At 61.2% G+C, this 21,988-nt stretch carries 21 protein-coding genes, 4 tRNA genes, 1 pseudogene and 1 riboswitch; of the genes and pseudogenes, 17 read left to right on the top strand and 9 right to left on the bottom strand.

Features of this window, described 5'->3' with window-relative positions:
• Positions 1-173: 173 nt before the first annotated feature.
• Positions 174-335, bottom strand: a pseudogene (locus tag DYL59_RS21865) (zinc-binding dehydrogenase); the annotation flags it as partial.
• A 189-nt stretch (positions 336-524) separates the two neighbouring features.
• Between DYL59_RS21865 and DYL59_RS21860 the strand changes: the two are divergent.
• Entirely contained in the window at positions 525-1,157 is a 633-nt protein-coding gene (locus DYL59_RS21860; protein ID WP_135291035.1) for a hypothetical protein, read from the top strand.
• Between the two features lie 100 nt (positions 1,158-1,257).
• On the top strand, positions 1,258-1,491 hold the full coding sequence (locus DYL59_RS21855) for a hypothetical protein (RefSeq protein WP_135291034.1): 234 nt from the start codon (positions 1,258-1,260) through the stop codon (positions 1,489-1,491).
• 18 nt (positions 1,492-1,509) lie between these two features.
• Here DYL59_RS21855 and DYL59_RS21850 read toward each other — a convergent pair whose 3' ends face one another.
• Positions 1,510-2,124: a hypothetical protein gene (locus DYL59_RS21850; protein ID WP_135291033.1), complete on the bottom strand. Its 615-nt coding sequence runs from the start codon at positions 2,122-2,124 to the stop codon at positions 1,510-1,512.
• Between the two features lie 21 nt (positions 2,125-2,145).
• Positions 2,146-3,405, bottom strand: a complete 1,260-nt coding sequence (locus DYL59_RS21845; protein WP_135291032.1) for a hypothetical protein — start codon at positions 3,403-3,405, stop codon at positions 2,146-2,148.
• Positions 3,406-3,534: 129 nt separating this feature from the next.
• Between DYL59_RS21845 and DYL59_RS21840 the strand changes: the two genes are divergently transcribed.
• The 4 genes from DYL59_RS21840 (at position 3,535) to DYL59_RS21825 (ending at position 6,135) form a co-directional block, all read left to right on the top strand.
• Entirely contained in the window at positions 3,535-4,098 is a 564-nt protein-coding gene (locus tag DYL59_RS21840; protein WP_135291031.1) for a nucleotidyltransferase family protein, read from the top strand.
• Positions 4,099-4,269: 171 nt separating this feature from the next.
• Positions 4,270-4,710, top strand: a complete 441-nt coding sequence (gene tspO / locus DYL59_RS21835; RefSeq protein ID WP_135291030.1) for a tryptophan-rich sensory protein TspO — start codon at positions 4,270-4,272, stop codon at positions 4,708-4,710.
• On the top strand, positions 4,710-5,642 hold the full coding sequence (locus tag DYL59_RS21830; protein WP_135291029.1) for an alpha/beta hydrolase: 933 nt from the start codon (positions 4,710-4,712) through the stop codon (positions 5,640-5,642). The genes tspO and DYL59_RS21830 overlap by 1 nt, the downstream gene beginning before the upstream one ends.
• 4 nt (positions 5,643-5,646) lie before the next feature.
• Positions 5,647-6,135, top strand: a complete 489-nt coding sequence (locus DYL59_RS21825; RefSeq protein ID WP_135291028.1) for a GNAT family N-acetyltransferase — start codon at positions 5,647-5,649, stop codon at positions 6,133-6,135.
• Between the two features lie 146 nt (positions 6,136-6,281).
• Here DYL59_RS21825 and DYL59_RS21820 read toward each other — a convergent pair whose 3' ends face one another.
• Genes DYL59_RS21820 through DYL59_RS21810 form a run of 3 tightly spaced genes read right to left on the bottom strand, consistent with a single transcriptional unit; the run spans position 6,282 to position 9,054 of the window.
• Positions 6,282-7,046 carry an ABC transporter ATP-binding protein gene (locus tag DYL59_RS21820; protein WP_135291027.1) on the bottom strand — a complete coding sequence of 255 codons (765 nt, stop codon included), beginning with the start codon at positions 7,044-7,046 and terminating at the stop codon, positions 6,282-6,284.
• Positions 7,043-8,047, bottom strand: a complete 1,005-nt coding sequence (locus DYL59_RS21815) for a FecCD family ABC transporter permease (protein WP_135291026.1) — start codon at positions 8,045-8,047, stop codon at positions 7,043-7,045. The genes DYL59_RS21820 and DYL59_RS21815 overlap by 4 nt, the downstream gene beginning before the upstream one ends.
• Positions 8,044-9,054: an ABC transporter substrate-binding protein gene (locus DYL59_RS21810; RefSeq protein WP_135291025.1), complete on the bottom strand. Its 1,011-nt coding sequence runs from the start codon at positions 9,052-9,054 to the stop codon at positions 8,044-8,046. The genes DYL59_RS21815 and DYL59_RS21810 overlap by 4 nt, the downstream gene beginning before the upstream one ends.
• Before the next feature lie 117 nt (positions 9,055-9,171).
• Positions 9,172-9,366, bottom strand: a riboswitch (cobalamin riboswitch).
• 107 nt (positions 9,367-9,473) lie between these two features.
• Between DYL59_RS21810 and DYL59_RS21805 the strand changes: the two genes are divergently transcribed.
• Positions 9,474-9,914 (top strand): hypothetical protein, encoded by a 441-nt coding sequence (locus DYL59_RS21805; RefSeq protein WP_135291024.1) that lies wholly within the window; start codon positions 9,474-9,476, stop codon positions 9,912-9,914.
• Positions 9,915-10,058: 144 nt separating this feature from the next.
• Here the strand turns inward: DYL59_RS21805 and DYL59_RS21800 are convergent, their stop codons facing one another.
• On the bottom strand, positions 10,059-11,441 hold the full coding sequence (locus DYL59_RS21800; RefSeq protein WP_135291023.1) for an aldehyde dehydrogenase family protein: 1,383 nt from the start codon (positions 11,439-11,441) through the stop codon (positions 10,059-10,061).
• A 103-nt stretch (positions 11,442-11,544) separates the two neighbouring features.
• Between DYL59_RS21800 and ptrR the strand changes: the two genes are divergently transcribed.
• On the top strand, positions 11,545-12,417 hold the full coding sequence (gene ptrR, locus DYL59_RS21795) for a putrescine utilization regulator PtrR (RefSeq protein WP_135291022.1): 873 nt from the start codon (positions 11,545-11,547) through the stop codon (positions 12,415-12,417).
• Positions 12,418-12,540: 123 nt separating this feature from the next.
• Here ptrR and DYL59_RS21790 read toward each other — a convergent pair whose 3' ends face one another.
• Positions 12,541-12,750 carry a hypothetical protein gene (locus DYL59_RS21790; RefSeq protein WP_135291021.1) on the bottom strand — a complete coding sequence of 70 codons (210 nt, stop codon included), beginning with the start codon at positions 12,748-12,750 and terminating at the stop codon, positions 12,541-12,543.
• Between the two features lie 99 nt (positions 12,751-12,849).
• Positions 12,850-14,046, bottom strand: a complete 1,197-nt coding sequence (locus DYL59_RS21785; RefSeq protein ID WP_135291020.1) for an amino acid aminotransferase — start codon at positions 14,044-14,046, stop codon at positions 12,850-12,852.
• A 343-nt stretch (positions 14,047-14,389) separates the two neighbouring features.
• Between DYL59_RS21785 and uvrB the strand changes: the two genes are divergently transcribed.
• From uvrB to DYL59_RS21740, 9 genes are all read left to right on the top strand, one after another.
• Complete coding sequence (gene uvrB / locus DYL59_RS21780; protein WP_135291019.1) at positions 14,390-16,405, top strand: excinuclease ABC subunit UvrB; 2,016 nt, start codon at positions 14,390-14,392, stop codon at positions 16,403-16,405.
• Between the two features lie 125 nt (positions 16,406-16,530).
• On the top strand, positions 16,531-18,150 hold the full coding sequence (locus DYL59_RS21775) for an alpha/beta fold hydrolase (RefSeq protein ID WP_193557573.1): 1,620 nt from the start codon (positions 16,531-16,533) through the stop codon (positions 18,148-18,150).
• Positions 18,151-18,249: 99 nt separating this feature from the next.
• On the top strand, positions 18,250-19,731 hold the full coding sequence (gene gltX, locus DYL59_RS21770) for a glutamate--tRNA ligase (protein ID WP_135291018.1): 1,482 nt from the start codon (positions 18,250-18,252) through the stop codon (positions 19,729-19,731).
• A 147-nt stretch (positions 19,732-19,878) separates the two neighbouring features.
• A tRNA-Ala gene (locus DYL59_RS21765) sits at positions 19,879-19,954 on the top strand.
• A 79-nt stretch (positions 19,955-20,033) separates the two neighbouring features.
• Positions 20,034-20,109: transfer RNA gene (locus DYL59_RS21760), tRNA-Glu, on the top strand.
• Between the two features lie 50 nt (positions 20,110-20,159).
• Positions 20,160-20,235: transfer RNA gene (locus tag DYL59_RS21755), tRNA-Ala, on the top strand.
• Between the two features lie 79 nt (positions 20,236-20,314).
• Positions 20,315-20,390, top strand: a tRNA-Glu gene (locus DYL59_RS21750).
• A gap of 181 nt (positions 20,391-20,571) precedes the next feature.
• Positions 20,572-21,111 carry a TetR/AcrR family transcriptional regulator gene (locus DYL59_RS21745; protein WP_135291017.1) on the top strand — a complete coding sequence of 180 codons (540 nt, stop codon included), beginning with the start codon at positions 20,572-20,574 and terminating at the stop codon, positions 21,109-21,111.
• A gap of 15 nt (positions 21,112-21,126) precedes the next feature.
• Positions 21,127-21,960: an alpha/beta hydrolase gene (locus tag DYL59_RS21740; protein ID WP_135291049.1), complete on the top strand. Its 834-nt coding sequence runs from the start codon at positions 21,127-21,129 to the stop codon at positions 21,958-21,960.
• Positions 21,961-21,988: the final 28 nt, after the last annotated feature.

Here is a 21,988-nt window from a genome sequence, read left to right as displayed (position 1 = left end):
TGCACTCAACGTAATTGAACCATCAGGCTACTAAACCCGATCACCGAGAAATTCAGCGACCGCGCAACCTTAGATTCCACCACCCCAGCGCACAAGCCGGCGGATTCTGGCGCATGCGTAGGCAATCGGGCAAGCCGTTGCCTCGCTTTGGGAATTGTCCTAGGACGATTCCCTTACACCGTGACCACCACCTTACCCACCTGTTGGTTCGCCTCCAACAACCGATGCGCGTCCTGCACCTCATCCCGCGCAAACGTCTTCGCAAACACCGGTGACAAAGCCCCCGGAGCCAGCCCGTCCAGAATGAACGCCTTAGCCCGCTCCAACACCAGCGGGTCGCTGACGGCATCCAGCATGGGCTGTTTCTGGCGGTACATGGCGGCCTTCAGCCTTCGCGGACAAGCGCCCTCGCCACAGGAGCGGTGACACCTCGTTCTGCTTGCTGGGTATGGCATGATGGGCAAGTGCCATCATTTGGGCATTGACCATGGCTTTGCTGGGTTTGACGTGTGAGAGGGAATGGGGTGAAGAGGTTAACAAAGCGCTATCTGGAAAGACTCACCTTGCTGCTTGGGCTGCCCGTGGCCTTTGTGTCCATTGTGTCGGTGGTGGTGCCGCCAGCCTGGACTTGGTTTAAAGGGGACTATTCAAAACTGGATATCACCCTTGCCTACAGCGACTTCGATCGCATGGAGGTGTTGGTGACGAACGTCGGCAACCGTGCGGCTATTGTGACGGCGCTTATGTTGGAAGCCGGCACGCACAAGGACCCGGCCACGAGCCTGTTTCAGGTGCCTAAAAAGCAGAAGTTGATCAAGGCCGGTGAGCAGGTGCTGGTGAATGCCAGCAACGGCTCGTTGATACCGGCGAATGTTGCAGAGTTGGGTGACGCGACGGATTTGCCGCAGAAGACTTGTTCGGTGGTGGTCAAGTATCGCCAGTACAACTCCAAGGAAGAGTCGTCCAAGTACACCTTCGATTGCTATGCGGTGGATAGTCATGCAGCGATGCGCATTGCCAATCTGGAGCGGGCAGGGGTGAGTATTCCCTGGCAGCATTTTGTGATTGGGGTGGATGGCGGTAAGCACATTCCGACGGTGGAGTTGTTTGAATGGGCCAAGCGCCAGCCGTTGACCAAGGTTGAGGCGGCGGATTGAGGCGCGCAGAAAATTCCCAAGGCGGCAGGCAGATAGGTCTACCATGCCCCCCCGGCAGTGGTTCCACGCGCTACCGATCATTTTCTTAAAAGGTATCGCCATGTCCATCGACCAAATCAGCCTGCCCAAAGGCGTAGGCCCGCACGCCACCAAGCTGCTCGACGCCATTACCGGCGCGGCCACCCATGAAGACCTCAACCGCGCGGGCGGTAAGGCTGAGGGGTTTGTGTTGGGGTTGGAAGCGTCCAAGGCGATCAAGAGCCAGATCGCCGAGTCGTTGTATGTGGCGTACGACGACGCGGCGAGCCATCGGGCGAGTGAGCTCAAGGGCTAGGTTCGCCACAGGTGGGTGTTAGTAGGCCTGGCTCACGCTGACGCCGCGCATGATGGAAAACCGTGGGTCAATCAGCTTCAACCCTTGCTCACCCTTAATACGCCCCACGGTTACGTGGTAGGTCTTTGGCGTTTCGGACAGGTTCTCTGCATGACGCGCCAGTTTTTCAATCGACGGGGTTTTGGCCCAGGCGGCGATGGGCTTTTGGCGGATGTCGACGGTTACCAGCCAGGATTTTTCCACGGCCGGGCCCATTTGTTGGGTGTTGACCTCGGTGTTTTGCACCTTGGCGATCTCATAGCCCTGGGCGTAGCAGAACCCGTTGCTTGCTGGCTCGTGGGCGGCGCGGCCGGGTTCGGTGAGGGTGTAGGTCTTGTCGCTTTTGGCCAAGAGGCCTGCGTCTACCAAAGCGTCGAAGGCCGGGGCGTTGGCGCTGGAGGTGCCGCTGCTGAAGCTGTTGCTCAGGGTGACGGGGAAGTCCTTGAACATGGGGGCGCTGACGCACGAGGCGCCTTCCAGTTGGGGTTGCAGCGCGGCTTGGATGTCGGCGTCTGAAGGTTTTTCGCTACAGGCCGTGAGCAACAGGGCGGCGGTGGCGAGTGCAAGGGTGCTGGCGAGTTTTTGCAGTGGCATGGTCATGTCCTTGTTCGTGAGTTAACGCACAGCTTTCAGCGCGGTGTACTGGTACACCGAGGGTGTTGAGTCGGACACCGAGTCGAGCGTCAGTGAAATGCCCAGGTCCTCGATAAACGCGCGTGTGGTCTTGTAGTAGCCCTGGTCGCATTGCAGTTCAATCGCGTCACCGGTCAGTTCAGCAAAAATTTGTTTGGCTGGGTAGCGCTGGCCAACCGTGCAGTTCATGACGGTCTCTTGGGGTTTGCCGTTGGGCTTGGCGGGCACGTTGACCAGGCTCAGTCGGGCGCTGAGGGTTTGGCCGGGGTTCCAGTTCTGGGGCAGGCTCACCTCGGCGTGCTGGGTTACGGCGACGCTTTCATCGCCGATGCCGTTCATCTTGCCTTTGGCCTGGATCAGGTCGGCCAGGGTCAGGCGTTCGACGTGGAAGGTTGTGCTGTAGATCTCGTTGCTCTTGAGCAGGCCACCTTCAGCGGTGTACTCGACCGTGACCGGGCGGGCTTTGCCGGCTGGGCTGTTTTTGTCCACGTAGGTGTAGCTCAAGGTCTTGAACTTGGGCTGCAGCAGCGGCGCATTGAGTTGGGTCAGTACGGCGGGCGGCACGGGGATGCTGTCGATGGAGATGTCCGGACGCTGCGTGGGGTACTCGGCCGGTGCAATGTCGGGCCGCAGTTGCACCAGCATCGCGGCATTCACAGCGCCTTGCAGCGAGCAGCTGATGCGCGATTGCTTGCCCTGTTTGCCTTCGGGCTCCACCAGCAACACGCGCTCGACATTTTGCGTGCCTGGCGCAGTGCCAGGCTTGGGCACGATCAATTGCCAGCGGTCGCCCATCTTGAGTTCGCTGCGCACATACGCGCCGCCCACATTCTGTAGCGTGGTGGGCTGCGACATCAGGGGGGCGACGTGCTTGGCCACTTCATCAATGCCGCCCTCAACGATAAAGCCCCAGTAATAGTAGTGGCCCAGTTGGCCCAGGTCGCTGCTCTGGTCGAAGTACGACAATAGCTTCAACCCGGCAATCGATGGAGGGTTGACCGCAACGATGTTCGCGTCGCTCTCGCCACGGTTTTTTACCGCGATCCAGGTGGTGGCTTTGTCTTGCTCAAGCGGTGCGTAGGCCTTCCAGGTGTCGCGGTGGGTGTTGAGGCTGTCGAAAAAACCGGCATCGCACTGGGTAAACGCCTTGAGCGTGTCGGTCAGGGCGGCGTCGCTGGCGTAGGTGATGGCCGGTGCGCACAGGGCGCAGGCAAGCAGGGCGGCGGGGAACGGCAACTTCATGGGGTGAGACTTCCTTATCCAATGGCGGGGTGCGGCGCAGGCATTATCCAGAAGTGGGGCGTTGGGCTCCAGTTGCTTGCTGGCGGTTGTGTCCCTAGGCTACCCGGACTTGCCCTGAAGGAGCCGCCCATGACATTGACCGTCGACACCCTGCTTGAACTGGCCATGGCCAACCCCCTCAACGCCGAGATCACCGCGCGCTTGCCGGCGTTGGGCTTGGACCAGTGCTTTCTGACGGCGGGCTGCCTGTTTCAGGCGGTGTGGAATCATCAGTCGAATTTGCCTGCTGACCAGGGGGTGAAGGACTACGACGTTTTCTATTTCGATACCGACCTGTCCTACGAGGCGGAGGATGTCGTTATCCGTGCCGCCGAGGCGCTGTTCCAGGATTTGGGGGTGAACGTCGAGGTGAGGAACCAGGCGCGGGTGCACCTTTGGTATGGGCAGCGGTTTGGGCGGCCGTATCCGCAATTGCACACGGCCAGGCAGGGGATTGATCGGTATTTGGTGGCGGGCACCTGCATCGGGTTGGAAGTAGCAACGGGCGAGGTGTATGCGCCGTATGGGCTGGAGGATGTGGAGCAGGGTGTGTTGCGGATCAACCCGCTGCATCCGGAGCGGGCGTTGTTTGAGCAGAAGGCCTTGAGTTATCAGGCGCGTTGGCCGTGGTTGAGGATTGTCGAACCTGGTTAGCATGAGTGGCGATGCGGGTAGGGTGCTAGGCAATGGGTGCGCGGCGATCCCTTCGCAGCCTCGCTAAAGCTCGACAGCTCCCACATTTGATCGCATGCCTTGCAAGGTCGGCAGTGAACTTTTACCCATGCTCCCCACCTCCAAGCTAAAACACCCAGCCAAGGACCGACCATGACCTTTTTCATCTTCCTGCTCGCCTGCGCCGCTGCCGCCAGCACCGGCATTATCTTCAAGCCTGGAGCCTGGTACCAATCCCTGGTCAAACCCAGCTTCACCCCACCCAACTGGTTGTTCCCAGTGGCCTGGACAATCATTTACCTGCTACTGGCCTGGGCCGGTTACCGCCTTAGCCTGATCCCCGGCAGCCAAACCGTGCTGGCGCTATGGGCCGCGCAAATTGCCTTGAACACCTTGTGGACCCCGGTGTTCTTCGGCGCCCATCGCATCCTGGCGGGGATGATCATTCTGGCGGTGCTATGGCTCACCGTGGCGACGATGGTGGTGCTGGCGGTACGCCTGGATTTGATCACCGGCTTGATCCTGTTCCCTTACCTGGCGTGGCTGTGTGTGGCGGCGGCGTTGAACTTCTCGATCCTGCGGAACAACCGTTGATGGCTCACCCATTCTGGCCCGCCAGCGAGCAAGAACTGGCCGAGATGCGCCGCTTCAACAGGAAGCTGGCGTGGATGCCGCGTTTCAAGATCCGCAATCGCGTGACACCGCGTTTGATCCAGGCACTGCTGCGGGCCAGCCAACGCCTCAAAAAGGCCCCGGCCGCAGAATGCACCTTCGCAGGCTCGGTGCCCGTGCGCATCCTGCGCCCCAGCGGTAAACCCAAGGGTGTGGTGCTGGATATCCACGGCGGCGGCTGGGTCATCGGCAATGCGCAGATGGACGACGACCTCAACCTGGGCATGGTCAACGCCTGCGACGTGGCGGTGGTGTCGGTGGATTATCGGTTGGCGGTCGACACGCCAGTCGAGGGCTTGATGGACGATTGCGTCACCGCCGCGCGTTGGTTGCTGAACGCCAAGGAGTTTGCGGGCCTGCCGGTGATCATCGTCGGCGAATCCGCCGGTGGGCACCTGGCGGCGGCGACGTTGCTGGTGTTGAAGCAATGGCCTGAGCTGCTGGCACGGGTCAGCGGCGCGCTGTTGTATTACGGCGTGTATGACCTGACTGGCACGCCCAGCGTACGCGCCGCCGGGCCGGACACGTTGTTGCTGGACGGGCCAGGCATGGTCGAGGCGCTGCGCATGCTCACGCCGGGCATGAGCGACGATGAGCGTCGGCAACCGCCGTTGTCGCCGCTGTATGGCGACTTCACCGGCCTACCGCCCGCGTTGATGTTTGTGGGCGAGTTGGACCCGCTCAAGGACGACACCCTGCTGATCGGCGAGCGTTGGCCGGAGGCGCAGGTGCATCGGGTGCCGGAGGCGGCCCATGGGTTTATTCATTTTCCGGTGGGGATGGCGCGCAGGGTGCTTGTGCACAGCCGAAGCTGGATAAACAGTAGGATTGCGGCTTTTGGCACTTACGAGTGAGTCGATGATCACTACCCACGCGGTCACACCCGCCGACCTCCCTGAGGTACTGGACTTCGTGTTGCAGGCGCGCACCGAATTGTTCCCCAAGCTCAGCGCCGCCGGTATGCCGGGTGACCTTGCGCAATTCGAGGCCACGTACATTAAGGGCGACGGGCGATTTTTGGTCGCTCGCAATGACGGCCAGATCGTCGCGGCCATCGGTTACCTGCCGTATGACTCGCGTTTCCCTCAGCTCGACTATCAAGGTTGCAAGACGGTGGAAGTGGTGCGCCTGTTTGTGCTGCCAGCCTTTCGCCGGTTTGGTTTGGCGGGGCAGTTGTATCGCGAGTTGGAAGCGCTGGCGCAGGGGCAAGGGGTTGAGGTGATGTACTTGCATACCCATCCGTTTTTGCCGGGGGCGATTGATTTTTGGGTGAGGCAGGGGTTTGAGGTGGTGGATGTGGAAGACGACCCGGTGTGGCAGACAACTCACATGCAGCGGCTGCTGTAGATTCGAAGTCACCGCAGATCAAAATGTGGGAGCGGGCTTGCTCGCGAATGCGGTGGGTCAGTCAACTATTCAGTGGCTGGCACGACGCCTTCGCGAGCAAGCCCGCTCCCACATTTGTTCCCGTGTGTTCTTGTAATCGTGGTCGTTCAGTTCGAGCGCAACCGCAGGATCTGCGCGCCATCAAACGGGTCTGTCAGGTAATGCGCCTGCACCCCGAACGTCTCTTGCAACCGCTGTGGCGTCAGTACCTCCAACGGCGTGCCCAACGCGACCAATCGACCGTGATCCAGCACCGCCAGGCGATCACAGGTCAGCGCCTGGTTCAGGTCATGCAGCGCAATCAGGGTGGTCACCGGCAGCCCTTGAACCCCTTTCAGAATCGCCAGCTGATGCTGGATATCCAGGTGATTGGTGGGCTCATCCAGCAACAGAATCTGCGGCCGTTGCGCCAGGGCGCGGGCGATGTGCACGCGCTGGCGCTCGCCGCCCGAGAGGCTGCGCCAGGCCCGATGGCTCAGGTGGGTGGCATCCACATCGTGCAGGGCCTGGCGCACGATGGCGTCGTCATCAACGGACCAGGGGCTGAGCGCCGATAACCATGGCGTGCGGCCCAGGGCCACGGCGTCGAACACACGGATGGCGTCGTCGGTGTCGGCTTGTTGTTCCACTACCGCCAGTTGTTGTGCAATGGCGCGGCGCGACAGTTGCCCCAGGCGTTGGCCGCCCAGTAGCACCTCGCCGCACGCCGGGGCACGCAGCCCGGCCAGCAGTTTGAGGAGGGTGGATTTGCCGGAGCCATTGGGCCCGACGATGCCAAGGGTTTCCCCCAACTGCACGTCCAGATGAATATCGCGCAGCAACTCCACGTCACGCACTTTGAAGCCCAGGCCGCTGCAACTGAGTACGCTCATCGTGCGTTCCTGCGGCCGATCAAGATCAGCGCAAACACCGGCGCGCCGACCAGTGCGGTGACCACGCCCACCGGAATCACCTGGCCCTTGATCAGGGTGCGCGACAGCACATCCGCCGCAATCAGGAACAACGCACCGCCCAACGCACTCGCTGGCAGCAGGCGCGAGTGGCCGGTGCCCAGCAGCAGGCGCACGGCGTGGGGGATCACCAGCCCTACAAAGCCGATGGAGCCGACAATCGACACCATCACCGCCGTCACCAGCGCCGCACAGCCCACCAACACGAACTGCACCCGGCGCACGGGAATCCCCAGGGACGCCGCCGAGTCTGTGCCAAAGGTAAACGCGTCCAACGCCCGCCGATGCCACAGGCATACGGCCAGCCCCAAGACCGCCACCGGCACCGCCAGCCACACCGACGGCCAGCGCACGCCGCTGAGGTTGCCCAGCAGCCAGAACATGATGCCGCGGGCCTGTTCGGAACTGGCGGACTTGGTGATCAGGAATGCAGTCAGCGCATTGAACAGCTGCGAGCCGGCAATGCCCGCAAGGATGATCTGCCCGGTACCGCTGGACGACCCGCTGGCCCGTGCCAACAGAATCACCAGCGCAAACGCGGCCATCGCGCCCACAAATGCACCTGCCGACAACGACACCAACCCGCCGCCCACGCCCATCAAGGCCACCAGCACTGCGCCGGTGGAGGCGCCGGCGCTAATGCCCAGCAAGTACGGATCGGCCAGCGGGTTGCGCAGCAACGACTGCAAAATCACCCCGCAGGTCGCCAGCCCCGCACCACAGGCGGCAGCGACCAGGGCGCGGGTGAGGCGGTAGTTCCACACCACGCCCTCATCGATCGGGTCCAGCACAAAACCTGCCGCCCACAGTTTGTTGGCCAGTACCTGGAGCACCACTTGCGGCGAGATGGCGGTTTCGCCAATGGCCACGCCAGCGAGGACGGCGGCCAACAGCAGGACCAGGGCGAGTAGGGTACGGATCATTTCGGTAGGTCGTAGCCGTCGATGGCCGTGGCCAGTTGTTCAAGGCCGTCGAACATGCGGATGCTGGCCTGCAACGCCAGGGCATCGAGGATGATGATGCGGTTGTTTTTCACGGCGTCCATGTTGCGCGTGACCGGGTCGCTGCGCAGGAAGGCGAGTTTCTTTTCATGGTCGTCGGCGGGGTAGCGGCGCCGGTCCATGCGGGCAATCACCAAAAAGGTCGGGTTGGCCTTGGCGATGGTTTCCCAGCCGACCGCGGGCCACTCTTCATCGGACTTCACCACGTTGGTCAAGCCCAAGGTTTGCAGCATGAACTCGGGGATGCCCTTGTGACCGGCCACGTAGGGGTCGCTGGCCATTTCGGAACTGGAGAACCATACCAATGCGCTGGCCTGCTTGAGGCCTTTGCTTTGGACAGTGGCGACAGACTTGGCCAGGCGTGCCTTGAGCTCGTCATTCAGTTGTTGGCCGCGAGCCTGCACGTCGAAGATTTCGGCCAGTTGGCTGATGCTTTTGTAAATGGTCTCGATGCGGAACGGCTCCAGGCGCGTGCCGTCGGCGCCCACCAGGTTGTCCTTGCCTTCGCAGTCGGAGGGCAACAGGTAGGTGGGGATATTCAGCTCGTGGAACTGCTCGCGGGTACCCACCACGCCTTGGGCGCCGACCACCCATTCCAGCTCGGCGGCCACCAACTGCGGGCGCTTGGCGATCACCGCTTCAAAGCTGGGCTCGTTGTTGGCCAGGCGCTCGATGCGGTCGTTTTGGGTCTTGAACTGCGGCAAGACGCTGTTGAACCACAACGAGGTGCCCACCATGGTGTCGCCCACGCCCAGGGCGAAGAGCATCTCGGTAGCCGCCTGGCCGATGGTCACGCTGCGTGCCGGTGCCTGCGGGAAGGTCACGGCAGTGCCGCAGTTTTGCACCGTCAGCGGGTAGTGAGTTGGCGCGGCCTGGGCCAGGGCACAAAAGCCAAGGCTGGCGAACAGGGCGGTAACGCGTGGCAGCATGGGGCAATCTCCATTTGGACCGTACAGTGAGCTGGGGAGGTACGGTGTGGAAATACAGCCATGAACGCTGCCAGCGGGGCAGGGCAAGGATGTCCTTCCCGGACACCCCGCCGGTTAGTGATCGAGCTTGGGCCGGCAGGTCTCCTGACTGGTGCGTCGTCGCCAGGCTCCGGCCTTCCCGAGCGAGGCTCAGTGGCAGTGTGGAGCAGGCTCGGCACTTACAGTTGCGGGGGCAGTTCCGATTGACGCGGGCGGGCCGCGCTTCGGATTCCCTATTAGTCCCGTTTGGGAACCGGCGCGGTATGGTAGTCGATTGAAGGCGTGAGGGGGAGCACAGGTTTGGATGATGGCGCTATCGCTGGCCGGATGTGTCTTTTATGATGCGCGCCCAAGGAATAGCCCTACACAAGGAATACACAGTGAAAGCTCTCGTCGCCCTATGCCTGATCGCCACACTTGCCGGTTGCGCCACCCAGGGTAAAACCGATCAGCAGATCTTTACCGAAGCGGCCACCGCCCATGTAGCGTCGCTGCCTTCGGGCGCCAAGGTGCGTTTGCACAGCGTGAAAATCCCCAGCCATGGCTTGTTTGGCGATACGTTGGCGACGGCCCTGGCCGGAGGTGCCAATGCCGCTCAGCTCAAGCAGGACCTGCTCAGTGCCAAAAACCAGGGTGATAGCGGGTTTTTGATCATGGGTGCCAGCAGCTCAATGGACGTGGCGATTGCCGATAAGGCTTTTGAAGGGCTGGATTTGAAGGGGATGGATATTTACTACTCGGGCAGTGATGCGCAGAAGGACAAGGTGCGCAGCGCGGTTGAGAAGACCCAGGCGCAGTTTCATTTCATTAGCGCGCAGTAACCGGGCCCTGAAAACACCGCAAATCATAATGTGGGAGGGGGCTTGCTCCCGATAGCGGTGTGTCAGTCAATGAATCTGGTGACTGATACACCCTCATCGGGAGCAAGCCCCCTCCCACATTTTTACAGCGCTGTGTCAGTGGGGTTATTTACGGTCCAGCCACACGGTCTGGGCGTTGCAGAATTCACGTACGCCGAAGTGCGACAGCTCGCGGCCAAAGCCACTTTTCTTGATCCCACCAAATGCCACCCGAGGGTCGGACACGCTGAACGCGTTGACGAAGATCCCACCGGTTTCCAGGCGGTTGGCAATATCGCGTGCTTTTGCTGCATCGGTGGTGAAGATGCTGGCGGTAAGGCCGAACTCGCTGTCGTTGGCCAAGTCAACCGCATGGTCGGCGTCGCGGGCGGTGATGATCGAGGCCACCGGGCCGAACAGTTCCTGTTTGAACGAGGTCATCTGGTCGGTGACGTTGGCCAGTACGGTGGGCTCGTAGTAGTTGCCGTCGCCTGCGACCTTGTTGCCGCCCAGCAGCAGGGTGGCGCCTTCTTCCAGAGTGGCCTGGACCTGAGCGTGCAGCTCGTCACGCAGGTCGAAGCGCGCCATCGGGCCGATGTAGGTGGTGGTCGAGGTTGGGTCGCCCATCACCAGGGCACGGCTGGCCTCCAGGAATTTGGCGGTGAAAGCTTCGGCCACACCGGCTTCGATGATCAGGCGCTTGGCGGCGGCGCAGACCTGGCCGCTGTTCTGGAAGCGACCGATCAGCGCGGCTTGCACGGCAGCGTCGAGGTCGGCGTCGTTGAGCACGATAAACGGGTCGGAGCCGCCCAGTTCCAGTACGCATTTTTTCAGCGCGGCACCGGCCTGGGAGCCGATGGCGACACCAGCGCGCACGCTGCCGGTGAGGGTCACGGCGGCGATGCGTGGGTCGGCGATGGCTTTGGACACCCCATCGTTGCCCACGTTGACCACTTCAAAAATGCCTTCGGCGAAACCGGCTTTTTTGAAGGCTTGCTGGATCAGGTAGGCGCTGCCCATGACGTTGGGCGCATGCTTGAGGACAAAGGTGTTGCCGGCGAGCAGGGTCGGCACGGCGCCGCGCAGCACTTGCCAGACCGGGAAGTTCCACGGCATCACGGCGAGGATCGGGCCCAGGGGGCGGTATTCGATCTGCGCGCTGCCGTTGTCCACCAGGGTCGGTTCCGGCGCGAGCATGGCCGGGCCGTGGGCGGCGTACCACTCGGCGAGCCCGGCGCATTTTTCGATTTCGGCGCGGGCCTGGGCGATGGGTTTGCCCATTTCCAGGGTGATCATCTGCGCCATGTCTTCGGCCTGCTCGCGCAGGGCGGCGGCCAGGGCCAGCAGCAGTTCGGCGCGCTGGCTCACTGGCTGACGGCGCCAGGTGCGGAAGGCGGCGGTGGTGCGGTCGAGTGCGGCATTCAATTGCGACTCGGTTTCGTAGGCATAGCTGCCAACGGTTTCGCCGTTGGCCGGGTTGATCGAGAGGGCGTGGGTAGTCGCGTTCATGGCACCGTCCTGCTGAATGATTAAGTTGGGTTCAGGTTACGGGGCTGGATCTTTTCTGGAAACTGAATAATATTAAGCAATACATTCACGAATGGAGAATGACGTGGATCTGGTGCAGTTGGAAATCTTCAAGGCTGTTGCCGAACAAGGCAGCATCAGCGCCGCCGCGCAGTTGATTCATCGGGTGCCGTCGAACCTGACCACCCGTATCAAACAGCTGGAGCAAGACCTGGGCGTTGAGTTGTTCATCCGCGAGAAGAGTCGCCTGCGCCTGTCGCCGGCCGGCTGGAACTTCCTGGGCTATGCGCGGCGCATTCTGGACTTGGTGCAAGAAGCCCGCGCCACGGTGGCAGGGGAGGAGCCCCAAGGCGCATTCGCCCTGGGTTCGCTGGAAAGCACGGCGGCGGTGCGCATCCCGGTATTGCTGGCGGCGTATAACCAGAAGCACACCAAGGTTGAGCTGGACCTGAGCACCGGACCCTCCGGCACCATGATCGAAGGCGTGCTGTCGGGGCGCCTGACGGCGGCGTTTGTGGATGGGCCGGTGTTGCACAGCACCCTGGAAGGCGTGGCGGTGTTCGAAGAGGAAATGGTGGTGATCGCGCCACTGCATCACGCGCCGATCACCCGGGGGCAGGATGTGAATGGCGAGAACATCTACACCTTTCGCTCCAATTGCTCGTATCGGCATCACTTTGAGCGCTGGTTTTCACAGGATGGCGCGGTGCCGGGCAAGATCTTCGAGATCGAGTCGTACCACGGGATGTTGGCGTGCGTGAGTGCCGGGGCGGGGTTGGCGCTGATGCCGCGCAGCATGCTGGAGAATATGCCGGGGTTTGCGGCGGTGAGTGTGTGGCCGTTGATGGACAGCTTTCGCATCCTGCACACCTGGTTGATCTGGCGGCGGGGCACGGTGTCGCAGAGCCTCAATAGCTTCGTAAAGCTGCTGGAAGAACGCAATCTGGTTGCAACCTAGATCTAATGTGGGAGGGGCGGTGCGACGATTCGACTTGCTCCCGATGAGGGTGTGTCAGGCAACAGATTCAGTGACTGATTCACCGCCATCGGGAGCAAGCCCCCTCCCACATTTTGATCTTCATCAGCCGCCGAATTGCAGGGTGCCCATCGCGAGCTTGGCCATCAATGCTGTCGCGCCCAACTGCACCAACCACAACGCCAGCCCACCAATGAACACCCCCAGTGCCACTTGCAATACCAGGCTCTTTTGACGTTTGGGTTGCGGCGCACGCGGCGCATAGTCATCCAACTCATCGCGGTCGGCACGCAGGTCCAGGTCGTCGTTTCTCATAGGGTTCTCACTGCAAAGGGGCGGGCAAGGTTCAGTCTAGGGGCTGGATACAAAAAAGGGGAAGCCATCGGCTTCCCCTCCTGTGCAACGGCTACAGGTTTACAGCACCTGAACGATTGCCTTTGTGACCGCGTCGATGTTGGACTGGTTCAACGCCGCCACGCAGATACGCCCGGTATCCAGCGCGTAGATACCGAACTCAGTACGCAGACGGGTCACTTGCTCAACGCTCAGGCCGGAGTAGGAGAACATCCCACGCTGGCGGCCGACGAAGCTGAAGTCGTGGCCGGGTGCAGCCTTGGCCAGTTCGGCCACCATCTGCTCACGCATGCCACGGATGCGCAGGCGCATTTCGGCCAGCTCGGCTTCCCATTGGGCGCGCAGCTCAGGGCTGTTGAGCACTGCGGCAACAATCGCTGCGCCGTGGGTGGGCGGGTTGGAGTAGTTGGTGCGGATCACGCGCTTGACCTGGGACAGGATGCGCGCGCTTTCTTCCTTGGACTCGCCGACGATGGACAGCGCGCCCACACGCTCACCGTACAGGGAGAACGACTTGGAGAACGAGCTGGACACGAAGAAGGTCAGGCCCGATTCAGCGAACAGGCGCACGGCAGCGGCGTCTTCGTGGATGCCATCGCCAAAGCCCTGGTAGGCCATGTCGAGGAACGGCACCAGGTTCTTGGCCTTGACCACGTCCAGCACGTTCTGCCAGTCGGCCGGGCTCAGGTCGACGCCGGTCGGGTTGTGGCAGCAGGCGTGCAGCACCACGATGGATTGCGGCGTCAGGGCGTTGAGGTCTTCGAGCAGGCCGGCACGGTTTACATCGTGGGTGGCGGCGTCGTAGTAGCGGTAGTTCTGTACCGGGAAACCGGCGGTTTCGAACAGGGCGCGGTGGTTTTCCCAGCTTGGGTCGCTGATGGCCACGACGGCGTCGGGCAGCAGTTGCTTGAGGAAGTCGGCGCCGATCTTCAGCGCGCCGGTGCCGCCAACGGCCTGTACGGTAGTGACCCGGCCAGCGCCCAGCAGCGGCGATTCAGCGCCAAACAGCAGGGTTTGTACGGCTTTGTCGTAGGCTGCGATGCCATCGATGGGCAGGTAGCCACGGGCGGCGTGTTGCGCCACGCGAATGGCTTCCGCTTCGGCAACGGCACGCAAGAGTGGAATCTTCCCCTCCTCGTTGCAGTAAACGCCCACGCCAAGGTTGACCTTGGTGGTTCGTGTATCGGCGTTGAATGCTTCGTTGAGGCCCAGGATTGGATCGCGTGGTGCCATTTCGACAGCGGAGAACAGGCTCATTTTTGCGGCAGCTCTATGGGGGATAGGAGGGACGTGTCGCGCTCCAGCCGAATGCACTAGAGCGGTGCACAAACGGGGAGCTAGTATAGAGGCCATCACGGCTTGAGGCGACAACCGAAACGGCTTTTCGGCCAAGTTTTTCGGTTTATTTGCTGACCGTTAGTCTTATTGCAACCCTGATCCTGGACGGCTGGTCAGAGGATTGCCTTGAAAGCCCTCACATTCGCCACCACTTGTAGGGCTATCATGGTTTTTTCCTACGGCCCGCGCTGAATTTTTGCGGGCGGTGGTTTTTTTCGTCCCCGACGGGTTTACAGTCCGGGGTGACTCAAAGAGGTACGTTATGTCGGATTTCCAATTAGTCACCCGTTTTGAACCCGCCGGCGACCAGCCCGAAGCCATTCGCCTGATGGTCGAAGGCATCGAGGCAGGCCTGGCGCACCAGACGCTGCTCGGGGTGACCGGTTCGGGCAAGACCTTCAGCATTGCCAATGTGATTGCGCAGATCAACCGGCCCACCCTGGTATTGGCGCCGAACAAGACCCTGGCCGCGCAGCTTTACGGCGAGTTCAAGGCGTTCTTCCCGAACAACGCGGTGGAGTATTTCGTTTCCTACTACGACTACTACCAGCCTGAAGCCTACGTGCCGTCGTCCGACACCTTTATCGAGAAAGACGCCTCGATCAACGACCATATCGAGCAGATGCGGCTGTCGGCCACCAAGGCGCTGCTGGAGCGCAAGGACGCGATCATCGTCACCACGGTGTCGTGCATCTATGGCCTGGGCAGCCCGGAAACCTATTTGAAGATGGTGCTGCACGTTGACCGTGGTGACAAACTCGACCAGCGCGAACTGCTGCGCCGCCTCACCAGCCTGCAATACACCCGCAACGACATGGATTTTGCCCGCGCCACCTTCCGCGTGCGTGGCGACGTGATCGATATCTACCCGGCCGAATCCGACCTGGAAGCGATCCGCATCGAGCTGTTTGACGATGAAGTCGAGAGCCTGTCGGCCTTCGACCCGTTGACCGGTGAGGTGATCCGCAAGCTGCCGCGCTTCACCTTCTACCCGAAAAGCCACTATGTAACGCCCCGCGAAACCCTGATGGGCGCCATTGAAGGCATCAAGGTGGAGCTGGCCGAGCGCCTGGACTACCTGCGCGCCAACAACAAGCTGGTGGAAGCCCAGCGCCTGGAGCAGCGCACCCGCTTCGACCTGGAGATGATCCTGGAGTTGGGTTACTGCAACGGCATCGAAAACTACTCGCGCTACCTCTCGGGCCGCGATTCCGGAGCGGCGCCGCCGACCTTGTATGACTACCTGCCGGACGATGCGCTGCTGGTGATCGACGAGTCTCACGTCAGCGTGCCGCAAGTGGGCGCCATGTATAAGGGCGACCGGTCGCGTAAAGAAACCTTAGTGGAGTACGGCTTCCGCTTGCCCTCGGCGCTGGACAACCGGCCGATGCGCTTTGACGAATGGGAGGCTATCAGCCCGCAGACCATCTTTGTGTCCGCCACGCCCGGTAACTACGAGGCCGAGCATGCCGGCCGCGTGATCGAGCAACTGGTGCGCCCCACCGGCCTGGTAGACCCGCAAATCGAAATTCGCCCGGCACTGACCCAGGTGGACGACCTGCTCTCGGAGATCAACAAGCGCGTAGCGCTGGAGGAGCGGGTGCTGGTCACCACGCTGACCAAGCGCATGTCCGAAGACCTTACCGACTACCTGGCCGACCACGGCGTGCGTGTGCGCTACCTGCACTCGGACATCGACACCGTGGAGCGCGTGGAGATCATCCGCGACCTGCGCCTGGGCACCTTCGATGTGCTGGTGGGCATCAACCTGCTGCGCGAAGGCCTGGACATGCCGGAAGTGTCGCTGGTGGCCATTCTGGATGCGGACAAGGAAGGCTTCCTGCGTTCCGAGCGCTCGCTGATCCAGACCATCGGCCGTGCTGCGCGCAACCTCAATGGCCGGGCGATCCTGTACGCCGACCGCATCACCGGTTCCATGGAGCGGGCGATTGGCGAGACCGAGCGCCGTCGCGAGAAGCAGATCGCCTTTAACCTGGAACACGGCATCACGCCCAAGGGCGTGTTCAAGGATGTCGCCGACATTATGGAAGGCGCCACCGTGCCCGGCTCGCGCAGCAAGAAGCGCAAGGGCATGGCCAAGGCTGCCGAGGAAAGCGCCAAGTACGAGAACGAACTGCGCTCGCCGAGCGAGATCACCAAACGCATTCGCCAGTTGGAAGAGAAGATGTACCAGTTGGCGCGGGATCTGGAGTTTGAAGCGGCGGCGCAGACGCGCGATGAGATTGGCAAGTTGCGCGAGCGTTTGTTGGCGGTTTGAGGCCATCCCCGCGTTGAGGGCGATCTTTCGGAAGGCGGATAGCCAGATTTCGTCTGTTTCCTACATTTTTCGTGGTTAACCCCTTGTGATAATCCAGCCCCTCACGGGCTATGCACGGGGCGAAAATGATGAGCAGTCGCGTACTGAAATGGATTTCAACTGGAGGGGGCGTCTGCGCTGCCAGTGTGCTGATACTGTTGCTGGGCGGGTGCTTGGGCATACGTCAACCTCCAGGGCTCGGTGTCAGCTGGCTGCCGACGTGTGAGGCCATTCCCGCTGATGGCCTGGACCCGGATGTGTTCGCCCGAACCCAATGCGGTATCGCGACAGTGCCGCTCGATCACTTCAATCCAATGGCCGGCACCCTGGCCTTGGACATCACGCGCGTCAATGCCCGGTTACCTCACGCGCGTGAAGGTGCCATATTCACCAATCCAGGGGGGCCAGGGTCGTTGGGCAACGCTGTCTTTGCCCCGGTGTTGGCTTCAGCGTGGAAGGGCTTTGGCGAAGGGTCTGGAGTCGAGTCCTTTCGACATTTGGTGGATGCCTATGATGTGATCGCAATCACGCCGCGAGGGCAGGGCGGCCAGGCAGATTCGCAGCTGGTATGCCAATCAGACGAAATGATCGTCGCGCAAAACGACCTCTCCGAAGATCAAACGCCTGCCAATTTCGCCGCGTTGCACCATAACGTCGGGGTGCTGGCGCGTGGTTGTGCCAGCCAGCGGCTTGCGCCCTATATCAATACCGATCAGACCGCGCGGGATATGGAGTTTATTCGCCTGCAGCTCAAGGAGCCCAAGCTTCACTACTTCGGTAATTCCTACGGTACCTGGCTGGGGGCCTGGTATGGCGGACTGTTTCCCAAACATGTCGGACGCATGGTGCTGGACTCCAATGTGGACTGGACGTCGAGCTTCCAGGGCGCCAGTTTGAATATTGCGCCCGAGAAGGAAAGAGTCTTTGAACGCTTTGTCGCGCAGCACGCTGCGGCCAACGCGACGGTCTATCAGATGGGCGAAGATCCGAGCGGGGTACGTCAGGTCTTTCTGGGCCTGTTGCCTGAAGTCAGGGTGGCCATGCGTTCTGACACCGACTTTTACAGTTCTGCCGACTATCTGCTCGCGGCACGAGCACTCAGTGGGTGGTTGCAGGTCTGGCCGGGTATATCGGACGCTGAGCTCCTGGCACTGGCGCGCACCTACCGATTCAGCCCGGATACCGAGGTGGCGCAGGCTGCGCGAAGGGCATTTGCAGATCTGTTGCGGGCGACGCGATCACCTGCCCACTGGAATGGTATCCCTCCCGGCCCCCTACGGCTGACACCCGAGGAGTCCGTGCGTAGCACAGTGTTGTGCAACGACTCGGTGGCCTCGGGCGAAGCTTTTTGGACGGGAAAGGAAAGTCTCTACGCTGTTCGCTATCCTGTTGGCGGCAGTTTTTTTCCTGCCAGGCATTGCTCTGCCTGGGCAGGCACACAATTGTCAGGGGTGCCGTTGATCCGTTTGGGGCGGCTGGACAGTATTGTAATGGTGCAGGCCGAATACGATGACCAAACCCCAAAAACAGGCGCAGTGCGGGCGTTTGATAGCTTGCCCAATACTCACCTTATTGTGCTCGAGGGTGCGTACAGACATGGGGTTTCTTTCAGTGAGTACGATGCCTGTGTAACCCCCAAGGTTGGCGAGTACCTGGCGTACGGTCGCAAGCCTGAACGCCTTTCGATTTGTAATGCGGCGGATTGACTGGGGGCATAAGCCCCAAGCTGGAGCATGGGGGCCTTGGGCTGTTACCATTCGCCCCTTGCTTTAACTTTTAGTTTTATCGCCCATTCGAGACCCGCCATGACCACCGTCCGCACGCGCATCGCGCCATCGCCTACTGGGGATCCCCACGTCGGCACTGCTTACATCGCCTTGTTCAACTACTGCTTTGCCAAGCAGCACGGTGGTGAATTCATCCTGCGGATCGAAGACACCGACCAACTGCGCTCGACCCGTGAGTCGGAGCAGCAGATTTTCGATGCCCTGCGCTGGTTGGGCATTACCTGGGCTGAAGGCCCGGACGTCGGTGGCCCCCACGGCCCGTATCGCCAGAGCGAGCGCAGCGACATCTACAAGCAGTACACCCAGCAATTGGTGGACATGGGCCATGCGTTCCCATGTTTCTGCACCGCCGAAGAACTGGACCAGATGCGTGCCGAGCAAATGGCCCGTGGCGAAACCCCACGCTACGATGGCCGCGCGCTGCTGCTGTCGAAAGAAGAAGTGGCCCAGCGCCTGGCAGCAGGCCAGCCCCATGTGATCCGCATGAAAGTGCCGAGCGAAGGCGTGTGCGTGGTGCCGGATATGCTGCGCGGTGACGTCGAGATCCCGTGGGACCGCATGGACATGCAAGTGCTGATGAAGACCGACGGCCTGCCGACGTACTTCCTGGCCAACGTGGTCGATGATCACCTGATGGGCATCACCCACGTATTGCGTGGCGAAGAATGGCTGCCATCGGCGCCCAAGCTGATCCTGCTCTACGAGTACTTCGGCTGGGAACAACCGCAGCTGTGCTACATGCCGCTGCTGCGTAACCCGGACAAGAGCAAGCTGTCCAAGCGCAAGAACCCGACCTCGGTGACGTTCTACGAGCGCATGGGCTTTATGCCGGAAGCGATGCTCAACTACCTGGGCCGCATGGGCTGGTCGATGCCGGACGAGCGTGAGAAGTTCTCGTTGCAGGAGATGGTCGACAATTTTGACCTGTCCCGCGTGTCCCTGGGCGGGCCGATCTTCGACATCGAGAAGCTGTCGTGGCTCAACGGCCAGTGGCTGCGTGACCTGCCGGTGGAAGAGTTTGCCAGCCGCGTGCAGCAGTGGGCGTTGAACCCTGAATACATGATGAAGATCGCTCCACTGGTGCAGGGCAGGGTGGAGACGTTCAGCCAGGTCGCACCGCTTGCCAGCTTCTTCTTTGCCGGGGGCGTGAACTCGGATGCCAAGCTGTTCGAGTCCAAGAAGCTCTCCGGCGATCAGGTGCGCCAGTTGATGCAGTTGATCCTGTGGAAGCTCGAAAGCCTGCGCCAGTGGGAGAAGGACGCGATCACTGCCACGATCCAGGCGGTGGTGGAATCCCTGGAGCTGAAATTGCGCGATGCCATGCCGCTGATGTTTGCCGCAATCACCGGGCAGGCCAGTTCGGTGTCGGTACTGGATGCGATGGAAATCCTCGGTCCGGACCTGACCCGTTTCCGTCTGCGCCAAGCCCTTGATTTGCTTGGTGGTGTGTCGAAGAAAGAAAACAAAGAGTGGGAAAAGCTGCTGGGCGCTATCGCTTAAGCTGGCTGATGTAACGGCGAAACCCAGGCTTTGCGGGGTTTCGCCGGTAAGTGATTGTTATCCCGGCAAAAAATTTTGGAAAATGTTGAAAATAAATTTGACACACTTCCAAACCGCTATTAAGATTCGCCCCGTCCTCACCGATGAGGGGCTATAGCTCAGCTGGGAGAGCGCTTGCATGGCATGCAAGAGGTCAACGGTTCGATCCCGTTTAGCTCCACCAATTTACAGGTTCAAGGCCTGGCCACACCGTCCTTGAATCGATCAGTTCTCAGCGCTGATCAGGTTGTACAGAAGGTTTTGTCCCCTTCGTCTAGTGGCCTAGGACACCGCCCTTTCACGGCGGTAACAGGGGTTCGAGTCCCCTAGGGGACGCCAGTTTCAACAAGCAGTTCGAAAGGTCTGCTGCGTCGCGAGACGAAAAATCCGGGGCTATAGCTCAGCTGGGAGAGCGCTTGCATGGCATGCAAGAGGTCAACGGTTCGATCCCGTTTAGCTCCACCAATTTACAGGTTCAAGGTCTGGCCACACCGTCCTTGAATCGATCAGTTCTCAGCACTGATCAGTTGTATAGAAGGTTTGTGTCCCCTTCGTCTAGTGGCCTAGGACACCGCCCTTTCACGGCGGTAACAGGGGTTCGAGTCCCCTAGGGGACGCCACGATTACCCGCTCTGCGGGATTTTTAAGGGTCATTCAATTATTGAATGGCCCTTTTGTTTGTCTGGCGTTTGGCCAATCCTCATCCCCATTCCTTTTTCCCTTCTGACCAATGGTCATGCCTGTCGCTTGCCAAATATTATTATGGTAATAATATTGGCCCCATGAGAAACGGAGGCTTTGATGAGCGATAAAAAAGCACAGACCCGCGAACGTATTCTGCAGGCCGCCAGCGCTGCGCTGATCCAGCGCGGCCCGGCGGAGCCGAGTGTGGGCGAAGTCATGGGCGCGGCGGGGCTGACCGTCGGTGGTTTCTACGCGCACTTTGAGAGCAAGGATGCGTTGATGCTGGAAGCCTTCACGCAGTTGTTGGCCAAGCGTCGCGCGTCGATTGACGACATGGACGCCCAGTTGACCGGTGAGGAGCGCAGAAGCCTGGTGGCAGCGTTCTATCTGTCGCGCAAGCACCGCGACTCCACTGCCCAGGCCTGTCCGATCCCGGCCACTGTGGGCGAAATGGCCCGCCTGCCGGATGAGTTCCGTCAGGCCTTGAACGAGCATTGCGAGCTGATGGCTGCGCAACTCGCCGCTACCCCCGAGGACACTGACAAAGCCCTCGCCGACATGGCGTTGATGATCGGTGGCCTGGCCCTGGCCCGCGCCCTTGGCCCTGGGGAATTGTCTGACCGTGTGCTGCGCGCCGCCAAGTCGGCCGTGCGCTAGAAGAGGGCTTGCATGATGGGCACGTTAACCTGGATTCGTCGTTTCAACGGCACCCTGGGGCACCTGGCACCGCACGCGGTGGCCAGCAAAATGCGCCGTGCCTTCATGACCCCGCGTGACCTGCCGCCACGGGACTGGGAGCTGCCATTGCTGGCACAATCGGAGCGTCTTACCCTTCGCTTCGGCTTGTCGGCCCTGCGCTGGGGGCAGGGGCCGGCCGTGCTGCTGATGCATGGCTGGGAAGGCCGGCCCACTCAATTTGCCAGCCTGATCACGGCGCTGGTCGACAATGGCTATTCCGTCATCGCCTTGGATGGCCCAGCCCACGGTCGCTCGCCGGGGCGCGAAGCCCACGTATTGCTATTCGCCCGCGCCATGCTGGAGGCGGCGGCCGAGTTGCCGCCGCTGCATGCTGTGATCGGTCATTCCATGGGCGGCGCCAGTGCGATGCTGGCGGTGCAGTTGGGGTTGCGCACCGAAGCCTTGGTGAGTATCGCGGCGCCATCGCGCTTTCTCGACGTACTGCGCGGCTTTACCAAGATGGTCGGCCTGCCGTCACGCGCTCGTTCGGCGTTTATCCAGGAAGTCGAGTGGGCGATGGGCATGCCGCTCAAGCACTTGGACGTGGCTCACTACCAGATGAATATGCCCGGCCTGATCGTGCATGCCGAAGACGACACCTTCGTTCCGGTCAAGGCCTCCCAGGCAATTCATGACGCCTGGTTCGACAGCCGCCTGCTGCGCCTGGAACAGGGCGGCCATCAGAAGGTGTTGGCCGACCCACGGGTAATCGACGGCGTGCTGGCGTTGCTGGCAGGTCAGCGTCTACAGGCGCGGCAAACCGCCTGATACACTGCCCGGCCGACATCAATCGACT

It is taken from the genome of Pseudomonas kairouanensis (assembly GCF_004682055.1).
GTDB classification, from domain to species: domain Bacteria; phylum Pseudomonadota; class Gammaproteobacteria; order Pseudomonadales; family Pseudomonadaceae; genus Aquipseudomonas; species Aquipseudomonas kairouanensis.
The sequence above is the reverse complement of the archived record's forward strand: the minus strand, read 5'-3'. Positions and strand labels throughout refer to the sequence as shown.